This window comes from Frateuria sp. sgz306004, assembly GCF_057750885.1.
The window spans coordinates 356,500-380,588 of record NZ_JBYLFE010000004.1 but is presented as its reverse complement, the minus strand read 5'-3'; the positions used below and the strand labels follow the sequence as shown (position 1 = coordinate 380,588).

General features: G+C 64.0%; 19 protein-coding genes. 11 read left to right on the top strand and 8 right to left on the bottom strand.

Annotated features, from left to right (window positions below):
- Positions 1-11 precede the first annotated feature (11 nt).
- From AC3G2C_RS10735 to AC3G2C_RS10725, 3 genes are all read right to left on the bottom strand, one after another.
- Complete coding sequence (locus AC3G2C_RS10735) at positions 12-434, bottom strand: group III truncated hemoglobin (RefSeq protein WP_488384617.1); 423 nt, start codon at positions 432-434, stop codon at positions 12-14.
- Between the two features lie 103 nt (positions 435-537).
- Positions 538-2,283: an amidohydrolase gene (locus AC3G2C_RS10730; protein ID WP_488384616.1), complete on the bottom strand. Its 1,746-nt coding sequence runs from the start codon at positions 2,281-2,283 to the stop codon at positions 538-540.
- 137 nt (positions 2,284-2,420) lie between these two features.
- Positions 2,421-3,863: an amidohydrolase family protein gene (locus tag AC3G2C_RS10725; RefSeq protein ID WP_488384730.1), complete on the bottom strand. Its 1,443-nt coding sequence runs from the start codon at positions 3,861-3,863 to the stop codon at positions 2,421-2,423.
- Here AC3G2C_RS10725 and AC3G2C_RS10720 point away from each other — a divergent pair.
- Together AC3G2C_RS10720 and AC3G2C_RS10715 are read left to right on the top strand one after the other, a co-directional pair.
- Positions 3,771-3,989, top strand: coding sequence for a hypothetical protein (locus AC3G2C_RS10720; protein WP_488384733.1), 219 nt, complete (start codon positions 3,771-3,773; stop codon positions 3,987-3,989). The two genes, AC3G2C_RS10725 and AC3G2C_RS10720, sit on opposite strands and share 93 nt — an antisense overlap.
- Before the next feature lie 868 nt (positions 3,990-4,857).
- The gene (locus tag AC3G2C_RS10715; RefSeq protein ID WP_488384615.1) at positions 4,858-6,084 is read left to right on the top strand and encodes an OprO/OprP family phosphate-selective porin; all 1,227 of its coding nucleotides are present in this window, start codon (positions 4,858-4,860) and stop codon (positions 6,082-6,084) included.
- Positions 6,085-6,325: 241 nt separating this feature from the next.
- Here AC3G2C_RS10715 and AC3G2C_RS10710 read toward each other — a convergent pair whose 3' ends face one another.
- The 4 genes from AC3G2C_RS10710 to AC3G2C_RS10695 form a co-directional block, all read right to left on the bottom strand.
- Positions 6,326-7,003: a type 1 glutamine amidotransferase domain-containing protein gene (locus tag AC3G2C_RS10710; RefSeq protein WP_488384614.1), complete on the bottom strand. Its 678-nt coding sequence runs from the start codon at positions 7,001-7,003 to the stop codon at positions 6,326-6,328.
- Positions 7,004-7,059: 56 nt separating this feature from the next.
- Positions 7,060-7,548 (bottom strand): peptide-methionine (R)-S-oxide reductase MsrB, encoded by a 489-nt coding sequence (msrB, locus tag AC3G2C_RS10705; protein ID WP_488384613.1) that lies wholly within the window; start codon positions 7,546-7,548, stop codon positions 7,060-7,062.
- Positions 7,549-7,644: 96 nt separating this feature from the next.
- Positions 7,645-8,025, bottom strand: coding sequence for a TraR/DksA family transcriptional regulator (locus AC3G2C_RS10700; RefSeq protein WP_488384612.1), 381 nt, complete (start codon positions 8,023-8,025; stop codon positions 7,645-7,647).
- A 141-nt stretch (positions 8,026-8,166) separates the two neighbouring features.
- Positions 8,167-10,605 (bottom strand): TonB-dependent receptor plug domain-containing protein, encoded by a 2,439-nt coding sequence (locus tag AC3G2C_RS10695; protein ID WP_488384611.1) that lies wholly within the window; start codon positions 10,603-10,605, stop codon positions 8,167-8,169.
- 354 nt (positions 10,606-10,959) lie between these two features.
- On the opposite strand from AC3G2C_RS10695, the gene fusA reads away from it, so the two are divergent.
- The gene (gene fusA, locus AC3G2C_RS10690; RefSeq protein WP_488384610.1) at positions 10,960-13,089 is read left to right on the top strand and encodes an elongation factor G; all 2,130 of its coding nucleotides are present in this window, start codon (positions 10,960-10,962) and stop codon (positions 13,087-13,089) included.
- Between the two features lie 25 nt (positions 13,090-13,114).
- Here the strand turns inward: fusA and AC3G2C_RS10685 are convergent, their stop codons facing one another.
- Positions 13,115-16,147: a sensor histidine kinase gene (locus AC3G2C_RS10685; protein WP_488384609.1), complete on the bottom strand. Its 3,033-nt coding sequence runs from the start codon at positions 16,145-16,147 to the stop codon at positions 13,115-13,117.
- A gap of 228 nt (positions 16,148-16,375) precedes the next feature.
- Here AC3G2C_RS10685 and AC3G2C_RS10680 point away from each other — a divergent pair, with 228 nt between their 5' ends.
- The 8 genes from AC3G2C_RS10680 (at position 16,376) to AC3G2C_RS10645 (ending at position 24,084) form a co-directional block, all read left to right on the top strand.
- Positions 16,376-17,008: a response regulator transcription factor gene (locus tag AC3G2C_RS10680; protein ID WP_488384608.1), complete on the top strand. Its 633-nt coding sequence runs from the start codon at positions 16,376-16,378 to the stop codon at positions 17,006-17,008.
- A gap of 437 nt (positions 17,009-17,445) precedes the next feature.
- Positions 17,446-18,267 (top strand): alpha/beta fold hydrolase, encoded by an 822-nt coding sequence (locus tag AC3G2C_RS10675; RefSeq protein ID WP_488384607.1) that lies wholly within the window; start codon positions 17,446-17,448, stop codon positions 18,265-18,267.
- A gap of 71 nt (positions 18,268-18,338) precedes the next feature.
- Positions 18,339-18,992 carry a hydrolase gene (locus AC3G2C_RS10670; RefSeq protein WP_488384606.1) on the top strand — a complete coding sequence of 218 codons (654 nt, stop codon included), beginning with the start codon at positions 18,339-18,341 and terminating at the stop codon, positions 18,990-18,992.
- Positions 18,993-19,018: 26 nt separating this feature from the next.
- A complete protein-coding gene (locus AC3G2C_RS10665; protein WP_488384605.1) occupies positions 19,019-19,306 on the top strand; it encodes a XapX domain-containing protein in 288 nt (95 codons plus the stop codon).
- Positions 19,303-21,183, top strand: a complete 1,881-nt coding sequence (locus AC3G2C_RS10660; RefSeq protein ID WP_488384604.1) for an amidohydrolase — start codon at positions 19,303-19,305, stop codon at positions 21,181-21,183. Before AC3G2C_RS10665 ends, AC3G2C_RS10660 begins: the two co-directional genes overlap by 4 nt.
- Entirely contained in the window at positions 21,180-21,614 is a 435-nt protein-coding gene (locus AC3G2C_RS10655) for a DoxX family protein (RefSeq protein ID WP_488384603.1), read from the top strand. The genes AC3G2C_RS10660 and AC3G2C_RS10655 overlap by 4 nt, the downstream gene beginning before the upstream one ends.
- Positions 21,615-21,675: 61 nt before the next feature.
- Positions 21,676-22,599: a glyoxalase gene (locus AC3G2C_RS10650; protein WP_488384602.1), complete on the top strand. Its 924-nt coding sequence runs from the start codon at positions 21,676-21,678 to the stop codon at positions 22,597-22,599.
- A gap of 180 nt (positions 22,600-22,779) precedes the next feature.
- On the top strand, positions 22,780-24,084 hold the full coding sequence (locus AC3G2C_RS10645; protein ID WP_488384601.1) for an alginate export family protein: 1,305 nt from the start codon (positions 22,780-22,782) through the stop codon (positions 24,082-24,084).
- Positions 24,085-24,089: the final 5 nt, after the last annotated feature.

Sequence of the window (24,089 nt, the reverse complement as noted above, 5' to 3'; positions counted from 1 at the left end):
CGGGGCGCGACTCAGCCAGACACGATGTGCAAGGAGCCAAGCACACGCGACGGATGCTGGAGGGAGAGCCGACCTTGGCCGAGCCCCATGCTCAGACCTTGCGCCACCCGCTCGGCGGCGCCGATGAACAGCTCGGCCGTGGGTGCGTCGAACACTTCACGCGCGGTGTCGCGCCACAGCGTGAGCCAGCGATGGAATAGTGCCTGTGGGAAGGGCGACAAGGCTCGGTGCATGCGCATGGGATTGCCCTGGTAGCGCCCGGTGCGCAGGATCATGGAGGACCAGAAGTCGCGCAGCACCACCTTGTGCGCGGGCCAGTCGTGCACCGCCTGATCGAACACCGGGCCCAGGTGCTCATCGGCGCGCACCTTGTCATAGAAGCGATCCACCAAGGTGGCGATACCAACTTCGTTGGGTTGCGGGAACAAGGCCATGAAGGGATTCCAATGGGCATGCATTACCGCCCATCATGATGAACCCTTCGACGCCAGGAAAGCGACGGGTGCGACATCGTTTCGCAACGCGTGACCCGATCATTTAGCGCGCGGCGCTGATCGATGCCTGGTTGCGAGCGGCCGCAGCGGCGGGGCGCCAGCACCGGCTACCGTGGCGCACGGGGCACCATTCGGGCAAGGCGGCAGGCGGTGGCGTATCGAGTTCGCGGAAGGGGCCGTCGGCATAAACCACGCGCCCATCCATCACGGTGAGTTCGGCCACAGTGTGCGGTATCGCCGCGGGCTCGATCTCGAAATAGTCCTGGGAAAGCAGGGCGAAGTCCGCCAGTTGCCCGATGTCCAGCTGGCCCTTGCCGCCGGATTCCTCGGTGAACCACGTATTGGCGCGCGTAAGGAGCGCGAGCGCGCTTGCACGGTCCACGCATTGTTCGGGCGGGCGCAGCACACGTCCGCTGCAACTCTGGCCGGTGCATAGCCAATGGAGTGTCACCCACGGGTCGTAGCTGGCCAGATGCGGTCCGCCGGTGCCCACGCCCACGGGCAAGCCGAGCTCCAGCATGCGTCGCAACGGCGGTGCGCTTGCCGCCGCACGTGGTCCGTAGCGTTCGGCGAAGATTTCGCCTTGATAGGCCAGATGCGACTGGATGCACACACCGCCGCCAAGGCTGGCGATGCGCTGCAGATTGCGATCGGACACGAGTTCGGCGCGATCGATCCACCACGGCACGTGCGGGGCTTGTTCGGCATGCAGGCGCTCGACCAGGTCGAGCACGCGGTCGATGGTTTCGTCATAGCTTGCCGACAGGCGCCACGGCCAATGGCGCGCCATCAAGGGGCGCAGCACCGAGGCAAGGGCGTTTTCCATCTGCGGTGACATATCCGGGCGTGGCTGGGCAAAGTTGCCCACATCGTCGGTGGCGTGGGCGAGCAGTGTGCCGGCGCCGTTGCAGCGAAAGCTCTCGTCACCTTCGCCAAGGCGAACCAAGGTCGCCAGGTGTTCAAAGTCGTGGGCTTCATCGCCTGTGTGGGACGCGCTCAGGTGATAGGCCACGCGCACGGTCAGCAGGTGGTGTTGGCTGAGTTCTTCCAGCGCTTGGTAATCGTCTGGATAACGCAGCCCCGCGCCACCCGCATCGATCACGCTGGTCACGCCGAGTCGATTGAGGTCTCGCAGGCATTGCCGCGTGGCGTTGGTGCGGTATTCCAGCGGAAGGTTCGGCGCGTGGGCAAGCGCTTCGTAGAGCGCCTGGGCGTCGGGGGCGGCGATCAGGAGGCCGGTGGGCGAGCCAGACTGATCCCACTCCAGGTGGGCGCCCGGCGGGTCACGCGTGAGTTGCGAAAAGCCGCAGGCCTGCAAGGCCGCGCGATTGAGCAGGGCGCGCTCCTGCATGTGCAGCAGAAACACTGGCGTATGCGGCGCCAGCGCGTTGAGTTCGTCCAGCGAGGGCAGCTTTCGTTCGGCGAACTGCTGACGGCTGAAGCCACCCGCCACCTGCACCCAGTGAGGTGCCGGCGTGCGCGCTATCTGCGCCTGCAACAGGGCCATCGCTTCAGCGAGGGTGGGGACGCTGTCCCAGCGTAACGAGAGGTTGTAGTCCTGGCTCATGCGCACCAGGTGCAGCTGAGCGTCGATCAACCCGGGGATGATGCGTCGTCTGTCGGCGTCGATCACCAAGGTGGCCGGTCCGGCGAGCGAGCGAATCTGACCATTGGTGCCGACAGCGGCGATACGACGGCCGCTAACCGCCAGCGCTTGCACCTCGGGACGGTGTGCAGCGCCGGTGTGGATGCGTGCGTTGTGCACGATGAGGGTGGGATAGGTGGTCATGCATGCCGCTCGGAAACCTTCGCGTGCAACGTTCCATGCAAGCGTACTGCACCCATTGATCTGCTCGGAAGCCTGCAGCCTCGGGGCCTTTACGGACCGGAGTGCTGCAGGCACCGGCCATCAGCCGTGGGCTTTACTCATTTGGCGTTCGCTTGCGGGCTGATCGACGCAACGTTTCGCCTGACGGGCTCGCCCGGGTGCGCATCGAGAATCAACTCGCCCCCGGAAATAACGGGGACACCGCTGACCAATACGTACTTCATGCCGACGGAGGGCAGGTAAGGCTCCGTGAACGTCGCCTTGTCTTCAACGGTGCGCGGGTCGAAAACGATGACGTCCGCGTCCATGCCTTGTTGCAGGCGACCCTTTTTGCCCATTTGCGAAACGGATTTCTCGAGAATCTGCGCGGGAATCAGCGATGATTTGCGGATGGCTTCCGTCAGCGTCATCACATGGCGCTCGCGTACCCACTGCGCTAGCAATCGTGTGAACGTGCCGGCGCTGCGCGGGTGCGCAAACGCATTGTGACTCAGGGGCCATTGTTCGGGGTCGACGAGATCGCCTGTGGTTTTGTCGATCCACGGCATGGCGTCACTCGCGATGGCGCCACCGGGCATCATCACCGATTGATCCAGCAGGGATTGTTCCGCAGGTAGGTCGAGGAAATGCCAGACCACGACTGATCCTGGCGCCTTGGAGCGCAGGTCGGTGAACGTCTGATCGTTCAGCGCCTTGCCGTTGAACTCGATGTCCTGAGTGCGCACGCCCTTTCGACGGCGTGCTTCCTCACTGTATAGCGCCGCACCGATCGTGGTGCTCGATGCCCCATAGGTGTAAGCCTCGACCGTGATCGGCAGGCCGCGCTTTTCCGCCGCGAGCACCATCCCGCGCGTGGTCGCGATGTCCTTGAGGCTGCTGCTGTTGAAGTGACAGATATGATCCTGGCTGCCGGTGGCCGCCGAGAACGAGATGATCTGGCCGACGCTTTCGGCGGCGCTCATCGGGTCATTCGGATAGTCGCCACTGATATGCGTGAACGTGGGTACGCCGTACTTGGCAGCAAGCTGGTGCAACGCAAGTACTTCTTTGTATCCGCCGCCAGGCGCATAGCCGGCGTTGATGCCGATGCCTATCGAGCCTTCCTTGATGCCTTGCTCGACGAGGCCGGTGATGGCGCTGACCTGTTCCGGGCTGGCGGGATCGTTCACCCAATGGTTGAGCGAAAATGCGGCCTGGAACCACTTGAGGTTGGGCTGGGCCGCCTTCTTCTCAAGCACCTCGATGCGCGCGAACGTCCAGGCTGCGGAGGCGCCGTAGTTGAGTACCCGCTTTGACTTTGCCTGCTCCGCATACCACTCGGCGATGGGCAGCGTACCCGACTCCAACTCCAGGGCAGTCGTCACACCATCGAACGCCTGCATGCGATCGGCGGCCGTGGACTGGCCGTGGGAGTGCAGGTCGATGAAGCCGGGTGCGACCACCAGCCCATGCGCATCGATGGTTTGCTTGCCGGTGAGTTTGTCGGTGGTCACCGCGACAATACGGCCACCTTTGATGCCTACATTGCGCACAGCATCCAGTTTTGTTTCCGGATCGATGACTCGCCCGCCGATGATGGCGATGTCGACCGATGTATTTGCCGGTGCCGGGGACGATGGTTCGGCGATCGAGGCGGGCGAGCCAAAGGCAAGGCAAGCCCCCACTAATAGCGTTACCTTGACGGTGCGATAGATGTCGCGGTGTTTGCAGCGATACATAGGTGTCTCCAATAACCGATCAGACCGGCTTCGCGTTGAACACACACCGTGCCCCCCGTATGTCTGTCGCCCTTCCTACCTCAGCCCAATTAGAGGCTTTACGTGTATCCAATGTGAGCGGATTTTCGTGAAAAGTAAGTGATGTAGCACAGCTGTGTCACCGGCCCAGGTGCATGAAAATATTTGACTTTTTATGTCGGTCATCGCCTTCGTCCTGTGGGGCCGCTGGAAGAGATTGGCGACGCGTGCCAAGTGTGGGCTTGCCGCGTGATGGAGCGAATGTCTTTGGCTAGGCGCCAGTGCAGGGCTGCCTTTCGTCGCATGGCAACGGCCCGTCACAAGGCATCGCAGCATCCCCTACAAGATGTCGCGGCAATCAGTGACTTGGCGGCCAATGCGTGAGCGGACGCGCTTGGTTATGCGGCAGTGATTCGTTGCGGCCGCGTTGCACCCAGCCCCATCAAATGCCTGAATGTACCGGTATCGTGTGAGACACCTTTCCACCCTTATTGGGTGAACTGATTGTGGGCAAAACCCTGGTCATGTCCAAGGAGTGGGCTGTCATGAAGTGGTCGCCACGCCTACCGCAACTATGACGGACGATTATGGATCGGCCGGTTGAAAGCGGTGCCCGTCAGCAGCTGTGACCAGGTTTGCCAGCCTGTGGTCTAGCAGCAAACGCAAGCTCGTTGAATGTCACGTGCCCTACGCTGGATGCTCATGCGTCCGGCGCGTGCATGTGCATATGCACAAAGGTCATTTCCGGAGTCGAGGAGCGTTGGAGAGGATGTGCGCTATATCCGCGGGGAGGGGACTCATGAGTTCAACGCATGCGTTTCGGTGCATGGGCCGGGTGAGCTTGGGGCTCGCCATTGCGGCGTTGCCCGTGGCATGCGCGGCGGAAGGCTATGACTTCTACAGCAACTGGCCCACGCACGTGACGACTGGCGACGGCACCGACATGGGTCTGGCCGTGCTCTATCAGTACGACCTCAACCAGTTCAGCAACGACGGCGGCCGCTTCGACGATGCCGCCACGAATCGCCGCAAGTACCTGGGCGTGTATCTGCGCAAGCCGGGTGTCTACGACGCCATCGCGCAGTACGACTACCAGTCCAAGCAGTGGGCCGACGCGTTCGTGCGTTTTCGCAGCAGCGGAGTGATCGGGCAGGACCTGGGCAACTTCCGCTTTGGCTACTCCAAGACGCCGGTGGGTTTCGAGGGCGTCACCAGTAGCTCGGCTACCACTTTCATCGAAACGGCCCTGCCGACCCAGGCGATCTGGGAAGGGCGTCGCGCCGGTGTGGATTGGGCATGGGTGGGGCCGCATCTGGTGATCAATATCGGCGACTACTTCTGGCGCAAGGATCTGCATGGCAACAACCCGGGCCACACCTGGGCCGGACGCGTGGCCTGGGTGCCGTTGAATGCGCCGGGCGAGGTGCTGCACCTGGGCGTATCCGCTTCGCGCGAAGACCTGGACTGGGCCGATCAAGGCAGCGTGCCGCCGGTGGCGCGCCTGCGCGCGCGGCCGGAGGACGGCTTGTCGCCAGTGCGTCTGGTGGACACGGGCAATCTCTCCCACAGCAAGCGGGTGGACCGGCAGGGCCTGGAGGCGTTGTGGATCGAAGGGCCCTGGTCGCTGCAGGGTGAATACCTGAGGGCGCAGGTGGATCGCTACCACGACAAGCCCGAGGTCGACAGCAGCGGCTATTACGTGTTCGCCACCTGGACCCTCACGGGTGAAGCTCGCTACTACAGCGATGGCAACGTGGCTGACCGTCGCTACAACGGGCGCGACCTCCAGGCCATTCGCCCCACGCATGCGTGGGGCGCGGTAGAGCTGGCCGTGCGTTACAGCGAGGTGGATCTGAACGATGGCGCGGTGACCGGTGGCAAGGAGCACGATTGGACCGTGGGCGCCAACTGGTACATCGGCGAACATTTGAAGGTGCAGGCCAACTACGTCTGGGCCTTCAGCGATCGCGGCAATCTGCAAGTGAATCCGCGCATCGTGGAGATGCGGGCGCAGGTGTATTTCTGATTGAGCGGCTGCCGCATGGGCGATGGCAACGCGTGCCACCGCCCATGCGACGTGAAGTGTGGTGCCATTTTAAAGGTGCGCCGAGGTTGATCGTCACCTCAATGCCCCCCAAGAAGGGGCAAGAGCTGGGGTCCAGCGTCTGCAAATCGTTGAACGTAAATGGCACTGGATGACCAGCCCTTCGGCTGTTGAAAAGCACCTCCTGCATGCGCAGGAATGACGAGCATTAAGCAGACCGTGCTTAGAGCAGCTTGAGCAGCGCCTGCGCCGTGGCCTCGGACGAAGCGGGGTTCTGGCCGGTGATCAGCAAGCCATCGACCACGGCATGGCTTTGCCAATTGTCGGTGCGGCTGTAGTGGCCGCCGTTGGCCTTGAGCATGTCTTCCACCAGAAACGGCACCACGTCGGTGAGGCCTACGGCGGCTTCTTCGCTGTTGCTGAAGCCGGTGACCTGCTTGCCCTTCACCAGCGGCTCGCCCGTGGACGACTTCACATGACGCAGCACGGCCGGCGCGTGGCATACGGCCGCCACCGGCTTGCCGGCCGCGATAGCGCTTTCGATCAGTGCCTGGGAGTGGCGATCTTCCGCCAGATCCCACAAGGGGCCGTGCCCGCCGGGGTAGAACACGGCGTCGTAGTCCGCGATGGAGACCTCCGACAGCTTGCGCGTGTGCGCCAGCGCTGCCTGGGTCTGTGCGTCGGCCTGGAAACGGTGGGTGGCTTCGGTCTGGGCGCTCGGGTCGTCGCTCTTGGGGTCGATCGGCGGCTGGCCGCCCTTGGGCGAGGCAAGGGTGATGTTGGCACCGGCATCCTTCAGTGCGTAATACGGCGCGGCAAATTCTTCCAGCCAAAAGCCGGTCTTGTGGCCGGTGTTGCCGAGCTGGTCGTGCGAGGTGAGTACCATCAATACGTTGGACATGGGGTGTTCCTTGGGGATGCGGAGGTGGGACGCAGTCGTTCGAGCGCGGCGCTGGGTTACGGCGAAACGCCAACCAGGGGCTGGCCTTCGGGGGCGCCCCGCTGGAGTCGGTCGGGCAGCTCCTCGCCGTTGGCCACGAACTGCAGCGATACGGAGTTGATGCAGTACCGCTGGTGGCTGGGCGGCGGGCCGTCGTCGAACACGTGGCCCTGATGGCTGCCGCAGCGCGCGCAGCGAATCTCGGTGCGCACCATGCCGTAGCTGGCGTCGCGCACGTATTGCAGGTGCTGATCGTCGAACGGCGCGGTGAAGCTGGGCCAGCCGGTGCGGCTGTCGAACTTGCTGCCGCCCTGAAACAGCGGCAGGCCACACAGGCGGCAGCAGTACACGCCCGGTCGCTTTTCGCTCAGCAGTACGCCGCAGAACGGCGACTCGGTGCCATGGTGCAGCAGCACCTGGCGTTCCTCGCCGGTGAGGTGGGTAGCCAGCTCGTCGAACTGGAGCGGCGAGGGCGGGGACAGATCGAACGCGGGTACATGGCTCACGGCCTGGACTCCTGCTGGTGGCGATGCCGGGCCGGCGACAGGGGTGTGCCGGCGAGGGTCCCTAGGTCGTGGCACGCGTGCCAGATTCAAGGGCTGTCATCGCGCGCGTTCGCGCCTGGCCTCTTCGTCGATGGTGAGGATGGCTTCGGGCGTGGCTTCCAGGCGTGCCTGGGGAATGGGCTGGCCGCTCAGGTCGGAATAGCCGTAAGTGCCTTCGGTGATCTTGTTCAATGCACGCTCGATGTCGCCGATGCGTCGTGCGTCGGCATCACGCTGGTCCTGGCGCACTTCTTCGATGGCGCTGTCCTGTGCCTCGTCTTCGTATTCGGCGGCTTCGTCGCCGTGCAAGGCGGTTTGCTCGCGGCGCTGCGCGGTGACACCCAGTTCACCGCCCAGCACCTGCCGCCGCAGCGCTTCCAGTCGCTGGCGCTGTTGTTCGATGAACAAGGGGCTCAGATGGGCCGAATGGTTGGGCATGGCGCGGCTCCGGGAGGCTTGGCAAGGATGGGTCGCCAGCTATCGCACAGCCTTCGTTTGGGTGCAGTGAAGGGTGCCCGGAAAACAGGGCGGCGACGCACCCGTTCCATGCGCCGCCGCCCTGTGCCGTTATGCCGGTGATTACCAGCGGTAGGCCACCTTGCCGTAGACGTACGCACCGTTGAACCCGAACGGCGAGAACACCGAGTAAGGCAGCGCGCCGTTGTTGTCGTTGGCGGCAATGACCTTGTTCGGGTAGGTGTTGAACACGTTGTCGCCGCCAATGGTGAAGGTCCAGCGATCCAGCTTGTAGCTCACGGCCAGGTCAAGCAGCCACTTGGGGCTGAACACCTGGTCGTAGGCGGGGTTGGTGGAGTTGTACGACACCCAGCGGCCGTAACGGGTGAGCGTGCCGTTGAAGCTCCAGTTGTCGAGGTTGTAGGCCTCGTTGAGGATCAGCTTGCTGCGTGGCGTGGTATCGGCCAGCAGGCCGTACTGGTCGCGGCGGTCGATGCGCTTGAGGTTGACGCCCAGCGCGTTGAGTACGGCCGGGTTGGCTTTGATGTCGGTGACCTTGTTCTTGTTGTAGTTGTAGCTGAGCGTGGACTGCAGCGAGCCGGCATTGCCGAAGTCGCTGAGGTAGCTCGCCACCAGGTCGATGCCCTGCGTGCGCGTGTTCACCGCGTTGGTGAAGTAGGAGATGCCGCTGTAGTTGGTGTTGGTCACGCCGTTGGCGGCAAGGTACGCCTGCACCGTGGGCGAGGTGGTGGCCAGGTTGCTCGACAGGGTGACGCGGTTGTCGATGTCGATCTGGTACACGTCCACGCTCAGGTTGAGCGCATCGAGCGGGTTCCATACCGCGCCCAGCGTGTAGCTGTGCGACTTCTCCGGCTCCAGCGGCTGTGCACCGAGCAATTGGCCCACCTGGCTGCCCACCGACACCAGGCCGGTGTTGTAGATGCCCGCGGGCAGGCCGAGCGAGTTGCCCGAGCCGTAGTACAGCGAAGAGGTGTAGGAGTAGTGCTGCTGGGCCAGCGACGGCGCACGGAAGCCGGTGGAGACGCTGCCGCGCAGGGCGAAGCGATCATTGAAGTCGAAACGCCCCGCCAGCGAGCCGGAGGTGGTGTTGCCGAAGTCGCTGTAAACCTCGTGGCGCAGGGCCGCCGATGCGCTGAAGCGGTCGGTGAGGTTGGTTTCCAGGCTCACGTACTCGGCGACGTCATGGCGGCTGAAAGAGCCCGCGTTGATCGGCTGGAAGCCGCCAAAACCCTGCGCGCCACCGGAAACGCCCGAGGTGCCGGTGTACCAGGAGGGCAGGTCGCCCGCGTCGATCTGGTAGGTCTGGCGCAGGTACTCCGCGCCAAACGCCAGCGTGACCGGGTTGGGCAGCCAGGACGGGGTGAATTCCTTGGCGATATCCACGTCGAACGACTGCTGCGTGGCGCGCAGGATGCCGTCGTGGAACGTCGTGGGGCTGTAGCCAAAATCGTGCAGGAAGGCGCGGTTGACGCTGTTCTCGGTGCCATAGGAGACGCGATTGCCGCCGTAGTTGCCGCTGATGTCCCAGCGCCAGCCGCCACTGGTCTTGCCGCGCAGGCCAATCACCAGCGATTGATCGGTGGAGTCGGCGTGCTCAAGCGGCAGGTAGCCGCTGGGGTACAGCGAGGGCACCGAGTTGCTGCTCGCCACGTTGCGGAAGAACGCCGGCGAGGTGGTGTCGCGGTTGCCGTAGTGGCCAAAGGCGTAGAGCTGCACGTCCGGCGTCAGGTCGAACTGCGCGTTGACGAACAGGTTGTGATCCTTCACCGCCGGGTCGCCGAAGCGCTGGGTCACGCCTTCCCAGGCGCGCGTGCGGTTGGGCTCGGAGCGGTTGCTGTAATCCTGGTTGCCGTCCTGCAGGGTGAAGCGAATCCAGCCGCGATCGTTGTCCAGCGGAATGCCGAAGTTGGCCGAACCCTGCCATTGGCGCCCATCGCCGGCCGAATACTGGCCGCCGGTGACGTCCACCTCGCCACCCTGCGCTCCCTTTTTCAGCACGATGTTGATCACGCCGGCGATGGCGTCGGAGCCGTATTGGGCGGACGCGCCATCGCGCAGCACTTCGATATGGTCGATGGCGCCGATGGGGATGGTGTTGAGATCCACCGCCTGCGAGCCACGACCCAACACGCCGTTGGTGAGCAGGATGGCGCCGGGGTGCCAGCGCTTGCCGTCCACCAGTACCAGTACCTGGTCCGGCGACAGGCCGCGCAACTGTGCGGGGCGCTGCGAGTCGGCCGTGTCGGAGGCCGCAGGGCGGGCGAAGGTGAGCGACGGAATCAGCCGCGACAGGGCGGTGGTGAGCTCCGTGGTGCCGGTCTGCTTGAGCGTATCGGCGGATACCACGTCGATCGGCGTGAGCGAGCTGCTCTCCGTGCGGTTGTCCGCACGCGTGCCGGTGACGATGACCGTTTCCAGCTTCTTGGCGTTATCCGTCGCGGCGGGCGGGGTGTCTTGCGCATGGGCCGGGGAGAGGGATGCGAACAAGGCAAGGGCGAGCAAGGTGGGCGCAGTACCCGTGCCGCGGTGAAGCGTCAGCATGTTTTGTGAGTCCCTGGAATGAGGTGGTGCATTGCAACAAATCGAGGCTAACTGATTGGTTATAAAGGGGTCAACACCTGTTTGGATGGCCAAATAAGTCCAATGATCATTGGTTGTCTGCTTATGCCGTCTGGTTATGAGTGATGGCTTGCAGACAGCCTGGCGACAGGCTTGGGCTGCGTGCAGCCGGGTGGCTCCGGACTACCCGATCGGGGGTGGGGCAAGCGATGATCTTCACGCACTATTGATCGGGCGCTACACGACCCTATGTGGCGGGAGGGTTGGCCGGGTGTGCGCCGTCTGAGAGGCGGCGTGGGGCCCGGCCGAGGTTTCGGTCCAGAGGAAGCGTGCTACATGGCAAGGCAAAAACCGCTGCAGCAGTACCGCAACATTGGCATCATTGCGCACATCGATGCCGGCAAGACCACCACCACGGAGCGCGTGCTCTATTACACCGGCAAGAAGCACCAGATCATCGACGTGCACGACACCAAGGAAGGCAAGGGGTCGACCACCACCGATTACCTGGAGCAGGAGCGCAAGCGCGGCATCACCATCCAGTCCGCTGCCGTATCCACCGAGTGGCATGGCTACCAGATCAACCTGATCGACACCCCGGGCCACGTCGATTTCACCATCGAGGTGAATCGAAGCCTGCGCGTGCTCGATGGCGCGGTGGTGGTATTCGACGGTGTGGCGGGCGTGGAGCCGCAGACCGAAACCAACTGGCGCCTGGCCGACCAGTACAACGTGCCGCGCCTGTGCTACGTCAACAAGATGGATCGCATCGGCGCCAATTTCGCCCACTGCGTGAAGGGCATTCGCGAGCGTCTGGGTGCGAACGCGCTGCTCTGCCAGATCCCGCTGGGCAGCCATGACGAGTTCATCGGCATGGCCGACCTGGTGGCCGGCGTGGGCTACCTGTGGAAGGGCGACGACAAGGACAGCCCGTGGGATACCGTGCCGCTGGAGGAGATTGCCGGCCGCGTGTCATTCACCTCGGCGGCGGACCGCGCCTGGGTGGAGCAACTGCCCACGCTTCGGCAGGAAACCATCGAGCAGGCGTTGTCGATGGACGATACCGCGTTCGAAAAGCTGATCGAAACGGGTGAGTTCGATCTCGCCACGCTCAAGCAGTGCATTCGCAAGGGCTGCGTCTCCGGCCAGTTGGTGCCGGTGTTCTGCGGCTCGTCCTATCGCAACAAGGGCGTGCAGCAGTTGCTCGATGCCGTGGTGGACTACCTGCCTTATCCGGGCGAGAACGGCGGCATCGCGCTGGTGGACCAGGATGGCCATGTCGTGGGTTACCAGGGCGTGGTGGACGATGCACCGGCGCGAGCGCTGGCCTTCAAGGTCATCAACGACCAGTTCGGCACGCTGACCTTCTGCCGCATCTATTCCGGCGTGATCAAGAAGGGCGATTCGCTGCTCAACGTAACGCGCAACAAGCGCGAGCGCGTGGGACGCATCGTGGAAGTGCAGGCCAACGCCACCCGCGAGATCGACGAGGTGCGCGCTGGCGACATCTGCGCCTTCGTGTCCATGAAGGAAACCGAGACCGGCGATTCGCTGACCGACCCCGCGCATCCGGCGTTGCTTGAGCGCATGCGCTTCCCCGATCCGGTGATCAGCGTGTCGGTGGAACCCAAGCACCGCAATGACGTGGACAAGCTCTCCACCGCGCTCTACAAGATGGTGAAGGCCGACCCTTCGCTGCGGCTGGAGGTGGACAGGGAAACCGGCGAGACCGTGCTCAAGGGCATGGGCGAGCTGCACCTGGAAGTCACCATCGATCGCATGCGCACCGAGCTGGGCGTGGAAGCGAACATGGGCAAGCCGCGCGTGAGCTTCCGCGAAGCGTTCGGGCAGCGCGTGGAGCACACCTATACGCATAAGAAGCAGTCCGGCGGCTCCGGCCAGTTCGCGGAAGTGACCATGGTGTTCGAGCCCGGCGAGTCGGGCAGTGGCGTGGTGTTCTCCGATGAAATCGTCGGTGGCCGCGTGCCGCGCGAATATATTCCGGCGGTGGAGCATGCGGTGCGCGTGGAGTCACGCGAAGGCCAGGTGGCCGGCTACGAAGTGGTGGATTTCAAGGCCCGCCTGATCGACGGCAAGTTCCACGATGTGGACTCCTCCGCACTCGCCTTCGAAATCGCCTCGCGGCAGTGCTTCCGCGAAGCGCAGCGCCTCAGCAAGCCCAAGCTGCTGGAGCCGGTGATGCGCCTGGAAGTGGTCACCGAGCCCGATTACCTGGGTGACGTTATCGGTGACATCAATCGCCGGCGCGGCACGGTGAGCGATCAGGGGCAGCGTGGCGCGCAGGCCTTTGTGCAGGGCTATGTGCCGCTGGCGGAAATGTTCGGTTACATCAACTTCCTGCGCTCGGCCACGCGCGGACGCGGCACCTTCACCATGGAGTTCGACCACTACGAGGATGTGCCCGCCCACCTGGTGGATTCGCTGATGAAGAAGGAAGCCAAGTAAGGCGCGACTAGCGCCATAGTCCAGCTCAATCGTCGCGACGTTCCGGGCGATAGGCGCTGCGGCAGGGCACTTCCAATACGCAGGAGGTGCCCTGCGGGCTGGTGCGACGAAGGCTCAGCCTGCCCCCAAGGCGCGCGGCGCGCTCGCGCATGCCGATAATGCCCCAATGCCCGGCGTCGGCCGCGCCCTTGATGGCACTGTCGTCGATGCCAATGCCGTCATCGCTGACCCGTACACGCAGCGTGTGCTTTTCATAAGCCACGTGCACGGTCACCTGGCTTGCCTGCGCGTGCAGGAAAGCGTTGCGCATGGCCTCGCGCACGATATCCAGCACTTCGTCGCAGGCCGTGGGCAGGAGCAGTCGCGGCTGCCCCTCGGTCGTGATGAGGAAGCGTGTCGCCGGAAACTGGGCGGTGAGATTCTCGCCGTCTGCGCGAATGGCTTCGACCAGCTCCGCATAGCTGGAGCCATCGCCGCGCAGTGCGATGATCTTGTCCCGGCCCTCGATCACCATCGCGCGGGCTTGGTCGATCGCGGCCTGCAACTCGCTGCTGCGCTGTTCGTCAGCGGGCGGTTTGGCCAGCATCGCCTGCAGTCGAAGCAGCAGCCCTTGCACGCCTTGCAGCAAGGTGTCGTGGATGTCGCGGGCGATGCGCTCGCGCTCGCTCATGCGCTCCATCAACTGAAGGTGCACGCGCTCGCTCGCCAGTCGCATGCGCCAGAAGAAGAACAAGGTGGCGAGCGCCAGCACCAGCAAGCCGCACAGCAGGTAGAACCAGCGTGTCTGGAAAAACCAGGGGGCGATGGTGATGCTGGTGGTGGCGCCCTGGGTATTCCATACGCCATCGTCATTGGCGGCGATCACCCGAAAGCGGTAATGGCCGGGCGCAAGGTTGGAATAGAACGCTTCGCGGCGCGGCCCGGCGTCCTGCCAGTCGCGGTCCACACCATCGAGTCGATAGCGGAATCGCACGCGATCGGGTACCGCAAGGCTGGCCGCGGTATAGCTCAGCTCCAGATTGCTGGTGCCGCGGGGCAGGTGGACCGGGCGATCGGCGGGGTAGTGTTTGCCGCCGGCCATGACATCAAGGATCGACACCGGCGGCGGGCGGGGGTTACTGTCGATCCGTTGCGGATCGGTCCATGCAGGGCCCTGATTAGTGAGGAACCACAGGTGGTGCCCTGCGTCCTCCATCGCGGTGGGGGTCAACGATGCCTGCACCGCAATGCCCGGCAAGCCGTCGCGATAGTCAAACAGTCGATACGCCGGGCGATGGTTGGCCTCGCCGAAGCTGCGCTCGACCTCCGCGGCCTCCATGCGGACGACGCCTTTGGCTCCATTGATCCACAAGTCGCGCGAGGGTCCCCTCAGCATGCCACTGATGCCGTTGAAGGCTTCGCTATCGGCCACGGACATGGAGTCGATGTGACCGGCGCGCCAGCGCGCCAATCCTTGTTCGCCGCCGATCAGCAGTTCGCCGTTATCCGCATGGAGCGCGGTGATGTTGCCCACATTCAGGCCATCGCGCGTCGTATAAAGCACGGTCTTGCCTTCGCCTAACCGCGCGAGGCGATTGCCTCCGTAGCCGATCCAAAGCGCACCGCTGCGGTCCAGGGCAAGGGCGTTGGCATCCTGATTGGTCAGCCCGGGCAAAGGCGTGACCGATTGCCAGCGCCCGTCCGTCCATTTGAACAAGCCATGCGCGGAAATGCTCAGCCAGGGCACGTCGGCCGCATCCAGCGCGAACGCGCGCGGGCCGCCCCTGACGGGATAGGGCGTGCTGTCCAGATGCCCATCACGCAGCCAGTACATGCGGTTGTCACCGACAAGCCAGAGCGTGCCCTGTCGGTCGAACAGCATGGCGCCGATGGTGGGAAGGTCGTTGCGCACGACTTTGGTGTCCTCGCGGGTGATCCGTAGCAGTCGGCCCTGGTCGGCGATCCAGATCGAACCGTTGCCGTCAGCCGTCATGGCGTAATTGCTGGCCGTGCCCTGCGTGATTCCGTCCGGCGTGTAGAAGCTGTTGCGATGAAAGCTGATCAGGCCGAGGTTGGTGCCAACCCAGACAGTGCCTTCGGCATCTTGCAGCAGCGGCACGGCGCGATCGGACGGGAGCCCCTTCGAGCGATCGATGGCTTCGGTGATATCGCTGGGTCTGAGCGAACGACCGTCGACATGCTGCTCGATGCCGGCTACACGGAACACTCCGCCTTTGTCCGCGCGAGTGCCCCACAGGTCGCCGTAGCGATCGAACAACAAGCGGACCGATGGCGCAAAGCTCGTGACATCCGCGGGTGCGGTGAGCATGGTGGCGGGATGATTCGCGCTTAGTCCGGGCAGGGCGCGGGTCCCGTGCACGCGATCGGAGATCCATAACGTGCCATCCATTGCCTGCGCGAGGGTGGCAAATCGATCGGCCAGCTGATCGGTGTTCTGAAAGCGATGGCTGCCGGGGTGCAGGAACACCAATGATTCGCCGGTGGTGACCCAGAGCGTGCCGTCGCGGCCGGTCAGCAGCCAGTCGGCGTGTCGGGTGGGATAGTTCCAATCGTTACCCACGATGGTCCAGCGCTTGCCATCGAAGCGCGCGAGGCCGCCCTCGCTGGCCGCCCAATGCGACCCATCCGGCGTGCTGGCGAGGGCGATCACCATGCCTGGCGGAAAGCCTTGCTCGGCACCGTAGTGTTGCAGGTGACCTGCGCGCAGTACGGAAACACCGCCGTAGTAGAAGCCGATCCATAGCGAGCCATCCGGCTCCATGGTCAGGGCCGTGATGTCGTTGGAGGGAAAGCGTTCCCCCTGCGGCGGGGTGAAGCGCTCGAAGCGCACGCCGTCAAAGCGATAGAGCCCATTGCCGGTGCCGAGCCACAGATAACCGTCGCGCCCCTGTGCCAGCGCCCAGATGTCGGCAGGGGTGCCTGTCTCGGTGGTCCATAGCCGGCGGCGAAAGCCTGGTTGTTGTTGCGCCAGCGCGACCGTGCATAGCCCCAGCAGCAGGCATAAAGTACCCAGGCTGCGGGCATGGCGGCCAAGGCGGGCGGGCCATCCAAACGTCATCGATGCGTTCCGTGAAAGGGTCGTGGCGAGCGATTGCCGCCGCGGAAGGCATCAGCATAGTGGTTCGCCCGCTGCATCCATAGTTGCCCTGCGCGAACGAAGAATCACCCATATGGGCATTGATCGCGCTGTCAGTCCCCGCGATAGTGAGAGCGCTGCCCAGGGCGCGGCAATCGTGTCAGATTGCTCCAGCCATGCCGCGTGGGCCGAGGAGCAGGAGATGGGATCGTGACAGATGGCGACGAGCGCATTCGGGTATTGATTGCCGACGATCATCCCATCATGCGCGACGGCATCGTGGCGGCGATCGAGAGCGACAGCGGCATGCTGGTCGCAGGGCAGGCCGCCGATGGCGCCGAGGCCATCGTTCGTTACCGGGAGTTGCGGCCCGACGTGGCCCTGGTCGATCTGCAGATGCCGGGCGTGGATGGCCTGCAGGCCATCGCGACCATCAATGGGGAAAGCCCCTCCGCGCGCATCATCGTGCTCACGTCGTATCCGGGCGATGCCCGCGTCAAGCGGGCGCTCAACCTGGGTGCCTGCGCCTATCTGCTCAAGACCGCCACGCGCGAGGAGATCCTCGCCGCCATTCGCATGGTCATGAATGGACGTCGCGTGATGGCGACTGAGGTGGCGGGCGAAATCGCCATGCACGCCTGGGCCGACATGTTGAGCGACCGCGAACTCAGCGTGCTTCGCCTGGTGGCGACGGGGCATACCAATAAACGCATCGCGGACATCCTTTGCGTGTCCGAGGACACGGTCAAGGCGCGCCTCAAGAATGTCATGTCCAAGCTGGGCGCATTGGACCGCACGCACGCGGTGACCCTGGCGCGTGATCGCGGTTTTCTCGACACGTGAATGACTCCGCGCCGGGCCGCTTGTTACGCGCCTGAAACAAAGCGCACCCACGTCGTCGCGCCTTACCCGATCGGGTAGCAAAGATATGCCTCGATTGGGCTTCGCACTTTCACCGGGTCGATGAAAATAGGCCGTGTGATTCGGCTATCGATTACCGGGGCCGATTCACCTCACTACGACTGCCACGCATGCATCGTTCACCGACGCGTGCCAGGGAAGGCGTCGTCTCAAAGGTGCCCAAGCGTGCTGGCCCACAAGGAGCGTTGAGCATGTCGACCGAAGACCGCAGTAGCGACATCGATGCCGGTAGGCGCGCGTTTCTGGGCGGCATGGCTGCAGCGTCAGCCGCGTTGGCCTTGCCCATGGCCGGTTTGTCCACCTCGTCGTTCGCTCTTGGCGCAGGCGCGCCAAGCCATCCCTCCCAAGGATCATCCCCTATGAGCACCATCACCACCAGAGACGGTACCCACATCTTTTACAAGGATTGGGGGCAGGGCCAGCCGGTCGTGTTTTCGCATGGTTGGCCGTTGACCGCCGATGCATGGGACGCCCAGATGCTGTTCCTCAGCTCGCACGGCTATCGCACCATTGCGCATGATCGTCGAGGCCATGGCCGCTCGGGCCAGCCGTGGAATGGCAACGACATGGACACCTATGCCGATGATCTGGCCGAGCTGATCGAGAAGCTGGACCTGAAGAACGCCGTGCTGGTCGGCCACTCCACCGGTGGCGGCGAAGTGGCCCATTACATCGGCCGCCATGGCAATGCGCGTGTGGCCAAGGCCGTGCTGATCGGCGCGGTGCCGCCGATCATGGTGAAGACGGCCAACAATCCCGGCGGCCTGCCCATCGACGTGTTCAACGACATCCGCGCCAAGACGCTGGCGGATCGCTCACAGTTCTTCAAGGATCTCTCCGGCCCGTTCTACGGTGCCAACCGCGAAGGCTCCAAGGCCACGCAGGGCATGCGCGACTCGTTCTGGTTGCAGGGCATGCTCGGAGGCCTCAAGGGTCAGTACGACTGCATCAAGCAGTTCTCCGAGGTCGATTACACGCCCGACCTGAAGAAGATCGAAGTGCCCACCTTGGTGATCCACGGTGACGACGACCAGATCGTGCCGATCGACGACGCCGGCCGCCTCTCGGCCAAGATCGTCAAGCACGCCACGCTCAAGGTGTACCCGGGCGCGCCGCACGGCCTCACCGCCACGCATCAGGAACAGGTCAACAAGGATCTGCTCGATTTCATCCGCTCCTGATCCATGCGGCGACCACGCAGCGCGTGACGAGACGCGCCGCGTGGTCGCCCGCCATCCCCCTGGAGATTCACATGTCCCTTACCGCTACTCCGACCCCCGGCAAGCTGCTGCTGACCCCCAAGGATCATGCGCTGATCTTGATCGACTTCCAGTCGCAGATGGCATTCGCCACGCATTCCATCGACGCTGTTTCACTGCGCAACAACGCGGGACTCGTCGCCAGTGCGGCGGCCAGCTTCAAGGTGCCGACCATCCTGACCACGGTGGCGGAGAAGAGCTTTTCGGGTCCGATGTTCAGCGAGGTGACCGAGCCGTTTCCGGGCCAGGCCCTGCTGGACCGAACTTCCATGAACACCTGGGAGGATGCCGCTGTCATCAAGCAGGTGAATGCGCTGGGCAAGAGCCGCCTGGTGTTCGCTGGCCTGTGGACCTCGGTGTGCATTGTCGGTCCGACCTTGTCGGCACTTGATCAGGGCTTTGAGGTGTATGTGATTGCCGATGCTTGCGGTGACGTATCGAGCGAGGCCCACCATCGCGCGATGGATCGCATGGTGCAGGCTGGCGTGCGGCCGATGACCTCGCTCCAGTACCTGCTCGAGTTGCAACGTGACTGGGCGCGTACCGAGAGTTACGAGAGCACCACGGGCGTGGCTCGGCGCTTTGGTGGTGCCTATGGGCTGGGCATCACCTATGCCAAGACCATGTTCGGCGCGCACGAAGGCTGAGCGATCAGCCGTACAGGAGCGTGCCCATGAAAGTCTATGTGCTGTCACTCGCGGCCGGCGTGCTGGTTGGCGTGATCTATAGCTTGCTGCACGTACGCTCGCCCGCGCCACCTTTGGTGGCGTTGGTGGGCTTGCTCGGCATCCTCGTCGGCGAGCAACTGCCGCCACTGGTCAAGCAGCTCTGGTCGCGGGAGGCGGTATCCGCGTCCTCTAACTCCTGGCTACGTGATCAGGTGAAGCCGCACATGTGCGGGCAGCTTCCGACGGCGCAACCCGCGGCCTCGGCCAAGCAATCGAAGGGAGAGGCATCATGAGCAGCGCGGTGGGTACGCCCGATCTGATCCTCCATGGCGGACGCATCACCACGCTCGATCGTGGCCGCCCCGAAGCCGACGCGGTGGCCATCGCCGACGGGCGCTTCATTGCCGTAGGTCCGGCGGCCGAGGTGCTGCCGCTGGCGGCGTCGCACACGCGGGTGATCGACCTGAAGGGCCGTCGCGTGTTGCCGGGCCTGATCGACAACCACCTGCACATCATCCGCGGCGGTCTCAACTACAACTTGGAGTTGCGCTGGGATGGCGTGCGCTCGCTGGCCGATGCGATGGCCATGCTCAAGCAGCAGGTGGCGGTGACGCCGGCGCCGCAATGGGTGCGCGTGGTGGGTGGCTTTACGGAGCATCAGTTCCAGGAAAAGCGCCTGCCCACCATCGACGAGCTCAATGCCGTGGCGCCGGATACGCCGGTGTTCCTGCTGCACCTGTACGACCGCGCCCTGCTCAACGGCGCCGCCTTGCGCGCCGTGGGCTACACGAGGGATACGCCGGAGCCGCCCGGCGGCGAGATCGTGCGCGATGGCGCGGGCAACCCGGTGGGTTTGCTGCTCGCCAAGCCCAATGCGAGCATTCTCTACGCCACGCTGGCCAAGGGCCCCAAGCTGCCCTTCGATTACCAGCTCAACTCCACGCGGCATTTCATGCGCGAGTTGAACCGGCTGGGCGTCACCGGTGCGATCGATGCGGGCGGCGGCTTCCAGAACTATCCGGAAGACTATGCGGTGATCGAGCGCCTCGCGGCGGACGATCAACTCACCATTCGGCTGGCCTACAACCTGTTCACGCAGAAGCCCAAGCAGGAAAAGGACGACTTTCTCAACTGGACGCGCACCTCCACGTACAAGCAGGGTGATGATTACTTCCGCCACAACGGTGCGGGCGAGATGCTGGTGTTCTCGGCGGCTGACTTCGAGGATTTCCGTCAGCCGCGTCCCGATATGCCGTCAAATATGGAAAGCGACCTGGAAGAGGTCGTGCGCATCCTTGCGGAGAATCGCTGGCCCTGGCGCATGCACGCGACTTACGACGAAACCATCAGTCGCGCGCTGGATGTGTTCGAGAAGGTCAATCGCGATATTCCGCTGCAAGGCCTGAACTGGTTCTTCGATCACGCGGAGACCATTTCCGAGCATTCGATCGATCGCATCGCCGCGCTGGGTGGCGGCGTGGCGGTACAGCATCGCATGGCGTATCAGGGTGAGTACTTCGTCGAGCGCTACGGAGCTGCCGCCGCGCAGGCAACGCCGCCGGTGGCGCGTATCCTGGAGAAGGGCGTAAAGACCTCGGCGGGCACGGATGCCACCCGCGTGGCGTCCTACAACCCCTGGGTTTCGCTGGCGTGGCTGGTGACCGGCAAGACCGTGGGTGGCTTGTCGCTCTATCCGCGCCGCAACTGCCTGGATCGCGAAACAGCCCTGCGCATGTGGACGGAGTACGTCACCTGGTTCTCCAACGAGGAGGGCAAGAAGGGGCGTATCGCCGTGGGGCAGCTGGCCGACCTGATCGTGCCGGATCGCGACTACTTTGGCTGCCCGGAAGACGATATCGCCGATATCACCTCGCTGCTTACCGTGGTGGGCGGTCGCGTGGTTTATGGCGTGGGTGACTTCGATGCCTACAACGACGTGAACGTGCCACCGGCCATGCCGGAATGGTCGCCGGTTCGCACCTACGGCGGCTATGGCGCCTGGGCCCAATCGCGCACCACGGCGGCACCTGCCATGGCGGCGCAGTGCGGCTGCTCCCATGGCTGCGGCATTCACGGACACGATCATGCAACGGCATGGTCCAGCCAACTTCCGGTGGGCGACCTGCGCTCGTTCTGGGGTGCGCTGGGTTGCTCGTGCTGGGCCGTATGAATACGTCCTCCGGCACCGGAAAGCGTACGCCGGCGTGGATCGTCTCGCCGGTGGTGCGCTGGTTCGCGCTGTTGGGCCTTTGTGCGGCGTACCTGCAGGGCGGGCTGCAAAAGGCGCTGGATTTTCCGGGTGCCGTGGCGGAGGCCGCGCATTTTGGATTGCAGCCCCCGGCCACGGTGGCGCTGGCGACCATTGCGCTGGAGCTTGGCGCTTCGGTGCTGGTGCTGACCGGTCGCTGGCGTTGGCTGGGGGCGTTGGTACTTGCCGCTTTTACCCTGGCGGCGACGTTCGTGGCCAATCGATTCTGGTCGGCGCCCGTGGCGGATCGTTTCGCGCTCACCAATGCCTTTTTCGAGCACCTGGGCCTGGTGGGTGGTTTTCTGTTGGTGGCCTGGTTGGATGCGAAAGAGCGCTTCGGCGGCACCGCGTAACGTCACGACTATTTGATTCCCGGTGCGCGTGTCGTGCCGGTACGTTCCCAAGGAGTTCTCCATGCGTAGTGCATTCCCCCTGAAAACAACCCTGCTTGGCGTGCTGCTGTCCGGTTTGGCCATGTTTGGCCCGTCGGGCGTTGCGCAGGCTCGCGAGGCGGCGAGCAGCGCCCCGGTGGTGGCGGTCGGTGCCCAGTACGACACGACTCATGTGTATGTGGCGCCGGCCGACGTGGATCGTTTCGTGGCGAGCTTCCTCGGCACGTTTGGCGGACAGAGCACCAAGCAAGTCGTGGCCACGGTGACACCCACGCCCAGCAGCACCACCTCGCAGTTGTTGCAGACCCCGGTGGGCACCGTGTCGCTGTTCGGTTTCAAGACGCCGGTTCCGTTTCCCTTCGGTGCCGAGCGCACCGGGTATCTGGTGACGGATCTGGACAAGGCCGTGGCGTCGGCGCGTGCGTCGGGTGCGGATGTGCTGGTGTCGATCTTCCCCGACCCGATCGGGCGTGACGCGGTGATCCAGTGGCCCGGTGGCGTCAATATGCAGCTCTACTGGCACACCACGCCGCCGTCGTATGCACCGTTTCAGACCATTCCGGAGAACCGGGTCTATGTGTCACCCGACCGTGCGGACGCCTTTGTGCGCAGCTTCATCAAGTTCTCGCATGGCAAGGTGGTGTCTGACCAGGCCCATGCGCCAGGCGTGGAAATCGGTCGCCCCAACGACACGTATCGTCGCATCCGCATCGAATCGACTTTCGGCAAGATGACTGTGCATGTCACGGATGGTCACCTGCCGTATCCCTATGGCCGCGAGCTGACCGGTTACGAGGTGTCGAACCTGGCCGACACGCTGGACAAGGCCAAGGCGCATGACGTGAAAGTGCTGGTGGCGCCGTTTCGCAGTGAAGGGCGTGAATCGGCCGTCGTGGAGTTTCCTGGTGGTTACGTGGCGGAGTTGCACGCCAACGCCGGCCCTTGACGCATGCGACGAGGTAAGGTCGCCCAAAGCGCTCGCCCGGGTCACCCTTGGGCGAGCCTGCGTGGCGGCGGCATGCTGGTCTTGGCGTGGCTGGGGTTGAGCTGCCAAAGGCTGCAGGCCCAAGATGCCGCCGCCGAAGCGACCACGACGGCATCCACCCGTAGTGCCACGCAACGGCCAATGTTGCGCAGCAATCGCTGGCAGGAAGACTGGTCCGCGCTGGCGGACCCGGCGCTCCGTGCGCAATGGGGCGATGCGCTGAAGTACATCGCCTTATCTTCGGGCGATCCGCACGCCTATCTGTCGCTGGGGGCGAACCTGCGCGAGCGCGTAGAGGTTTCCGACGCGCCCAGCTTCGGTGTCGGCGGTGCACGCAACAACACCTATCTTCTGCAGCGATTCCAGCTGCATGCAGATCTGCGTTTTGCTACGTACTGGCAAGCCTTCGTGCAGATGGAGGATGCGCGCACCGTCAACAAACAAGTGGTGGGTGGCGCCGATCGAAACCCATGGGATCTTCGACTAGCTTTTGTTGCTTATGTGCGCGGTTTCGATGCGGGCACCTTCAAGGCGCGCGTAGGCAGGCAGGATTTCGCGTTCGACTTGCAGCGCTTCGTTTCTTTGCGCGACGGCCCGAACGTGCGGCAGTCCTTCGATGCGATCTGGGCCGATTGGGAAACTGGGGCTTGGCGCTTCATCGGTTTTGTCAGCCAACCGGTGCAGTACGGGGACGCTCATCCTTTCGACGACACCTCCAATCGTCATTTCCGCTTCGACACGTTACGCGTGGAGCGATTGGTGCTGGGCGATGATGAACTCTCGGCCTACTACTCGCGCTACGCCCGCGATCAGGCGCGCTATCTCGATGCGGTGGGTAGAGAGCGTCGCGATGTCTACGACATGCGTTTCGCGGGGCGGGGCGGTGGCATGGACTGGGACCTTGAGGCCATGGCCCAGCGTGGGCAGGTTGGCACATCGCGCATCAAGGCCTGGGGCGCCGGCGCGCGCGCCGGATACACCTGGGCCACCTGGTCGTGGACGCCTCGCCTGGGCCTGCAACTGGATGCCGCGTCCGGCGATCGTCGTTCACACGACGGCACGCTGGGCACGTTCAATCCGCTGTTTCCCAACGGCTACTACTTCACGCTGGCCGGGTTCACTGGGTACACCAACCTGAGGCATATCAAGCCCAGCCTAACGATAACGCCGGTGCATGGGCTGACCCTGATGGGTGCGGTGGGCTTTCAGTGGCGCGAAAGCACCGCTGACGCGGTTTACGTGCAGCCCAATATTCCATTGCCTGGCACGGCCGGGCAGGGAGGCCATTGGACGGGCGTGTATGGCCAGCTTCGTGCGGATTACGCCTTCAACGCCAACTTCACCGGCGCAGTGGAAGCTGTGCATTTCGATGCGGGGCGCGCCATTCGCGCGGCCGGCGGGCGCGATGGCGACTATCTGGGCGTCGAGCTGAAATACATGTGGTAGTACCG

Bases quoted from the DNA above. Each gene is read 5' to 3' on its own strand.
- AC3G2C_RS10735 (WP_488384617.1), bottom strand. From the start codon at position 434: ATGGCCTTGTTCCCGCAACCCAACGAAGTTGGTATCGCCACCTTGGTG.
- AC3G2C_RS10730 (WP_488384616.1), bottom strand. From the start codon at position 2,283: ATGACCACCTATCCCACCCTCATCGTGCACAACGCACGCATCCACACC.
- AC3G2C_RS10720 (WP_488384733.1), top strand. From the start codon at position 3,771: ATGCGCATCGATGGTTTGCTTGCCGGTGAGTTTGTCGGTGGTCACCGC.
- AC3G2C_RS10715 (WP_488384615.1), top strand. From the start codon at position 4,858: ATGAGTTCAACGCATGCGTTTCGGTGCATGGGCCGGGTGAGCTTGGGG.
- AC3G2C_RS10710 (WP_488384614.1), bottom strand. From the start codon at position 7,003: ATGTCCAACGTATTGATGGTACTCACCTCGCACGACCAGCTCGGCAAC.
- AC3G2C_RS10700 (WP_488384612.1), bottom strand. From the start codon at position 8,025: ATGCCCAACCATTCGGCCCATCTGAGCCCCTTGTTCATCGAACAACAG.
- AC3G2C_RS10695 (WP_488384611.1), bottom strand. From the start codon at position 10,605: ATGCTGACGCTTCACCGCGGCACGGGTACTGCGCCCACCTTGCTCGCC.
- fusA (WP_488384610.1), top strand. From the start codon at position 10,960: ATGGCAAGGCAAAAACCGCTGCAGCAGTACCGCAACATTGGCATCATT.
- AC3G2C_RS10685 (WP_488384609.1), bottom strand. From the start codon at position 16,147: ATGACGTTTGGATGGCCCGCCCGCCTTGGCCGCCATGCCCGCAGCCTG.
- AC3G2C_RS10675 (WP_488384607.1), top strand. From the start codon at position 17,446: ATGAGCACCATCACCACCAGAGACGGTACCCACATCTTTTACAAGGAT.
- AC3G2C_RS10670 (WP_488384606.1), top strand. From the start codon at position 18,339: ATGTCCCTTACCGCTACTCCGACCCCCGGCAAGCTGCTGCTGACCCCC.
- AC3G2C_RS10665 (WP_488384605.1), top strand. From the start codon at position 19,019: ATGAAAGTCTATGTGCTGTCACTCGCGGCCGGCGTGCTGGTTGGCGTG.
- AC3G2C_RS10660 (WP_488384604.1), top strand. From the start codon at position 19,303: ATGAGCAGCGCGGTGGGTACGCCCGATCTGATCCTCCATGGCGGACGC.
- AC3G2C_RS10655 (WP_488384603.1), top strand. From the start codon at position 21,180: ATGAATACGTCCTCCGGCACCGGAAAGCGTACGCCGGCGTGGATCGTC.
- AC3G2C_RS10650 (WP_488384602.1), top strand. From the start codon at position 21,676: ATGCGTAGTGCATTCCCCCTGAAAACAACCCTGCTTGGCGTGCTGCTG.
- AC3G2C_RS10645 (WP_488384601.1), top strand. From the start codon at position 22,780: ATGTTGCGCAGCAATCGCTGGCAGGAAGACTGGTCCGCGCTGGCGGAC.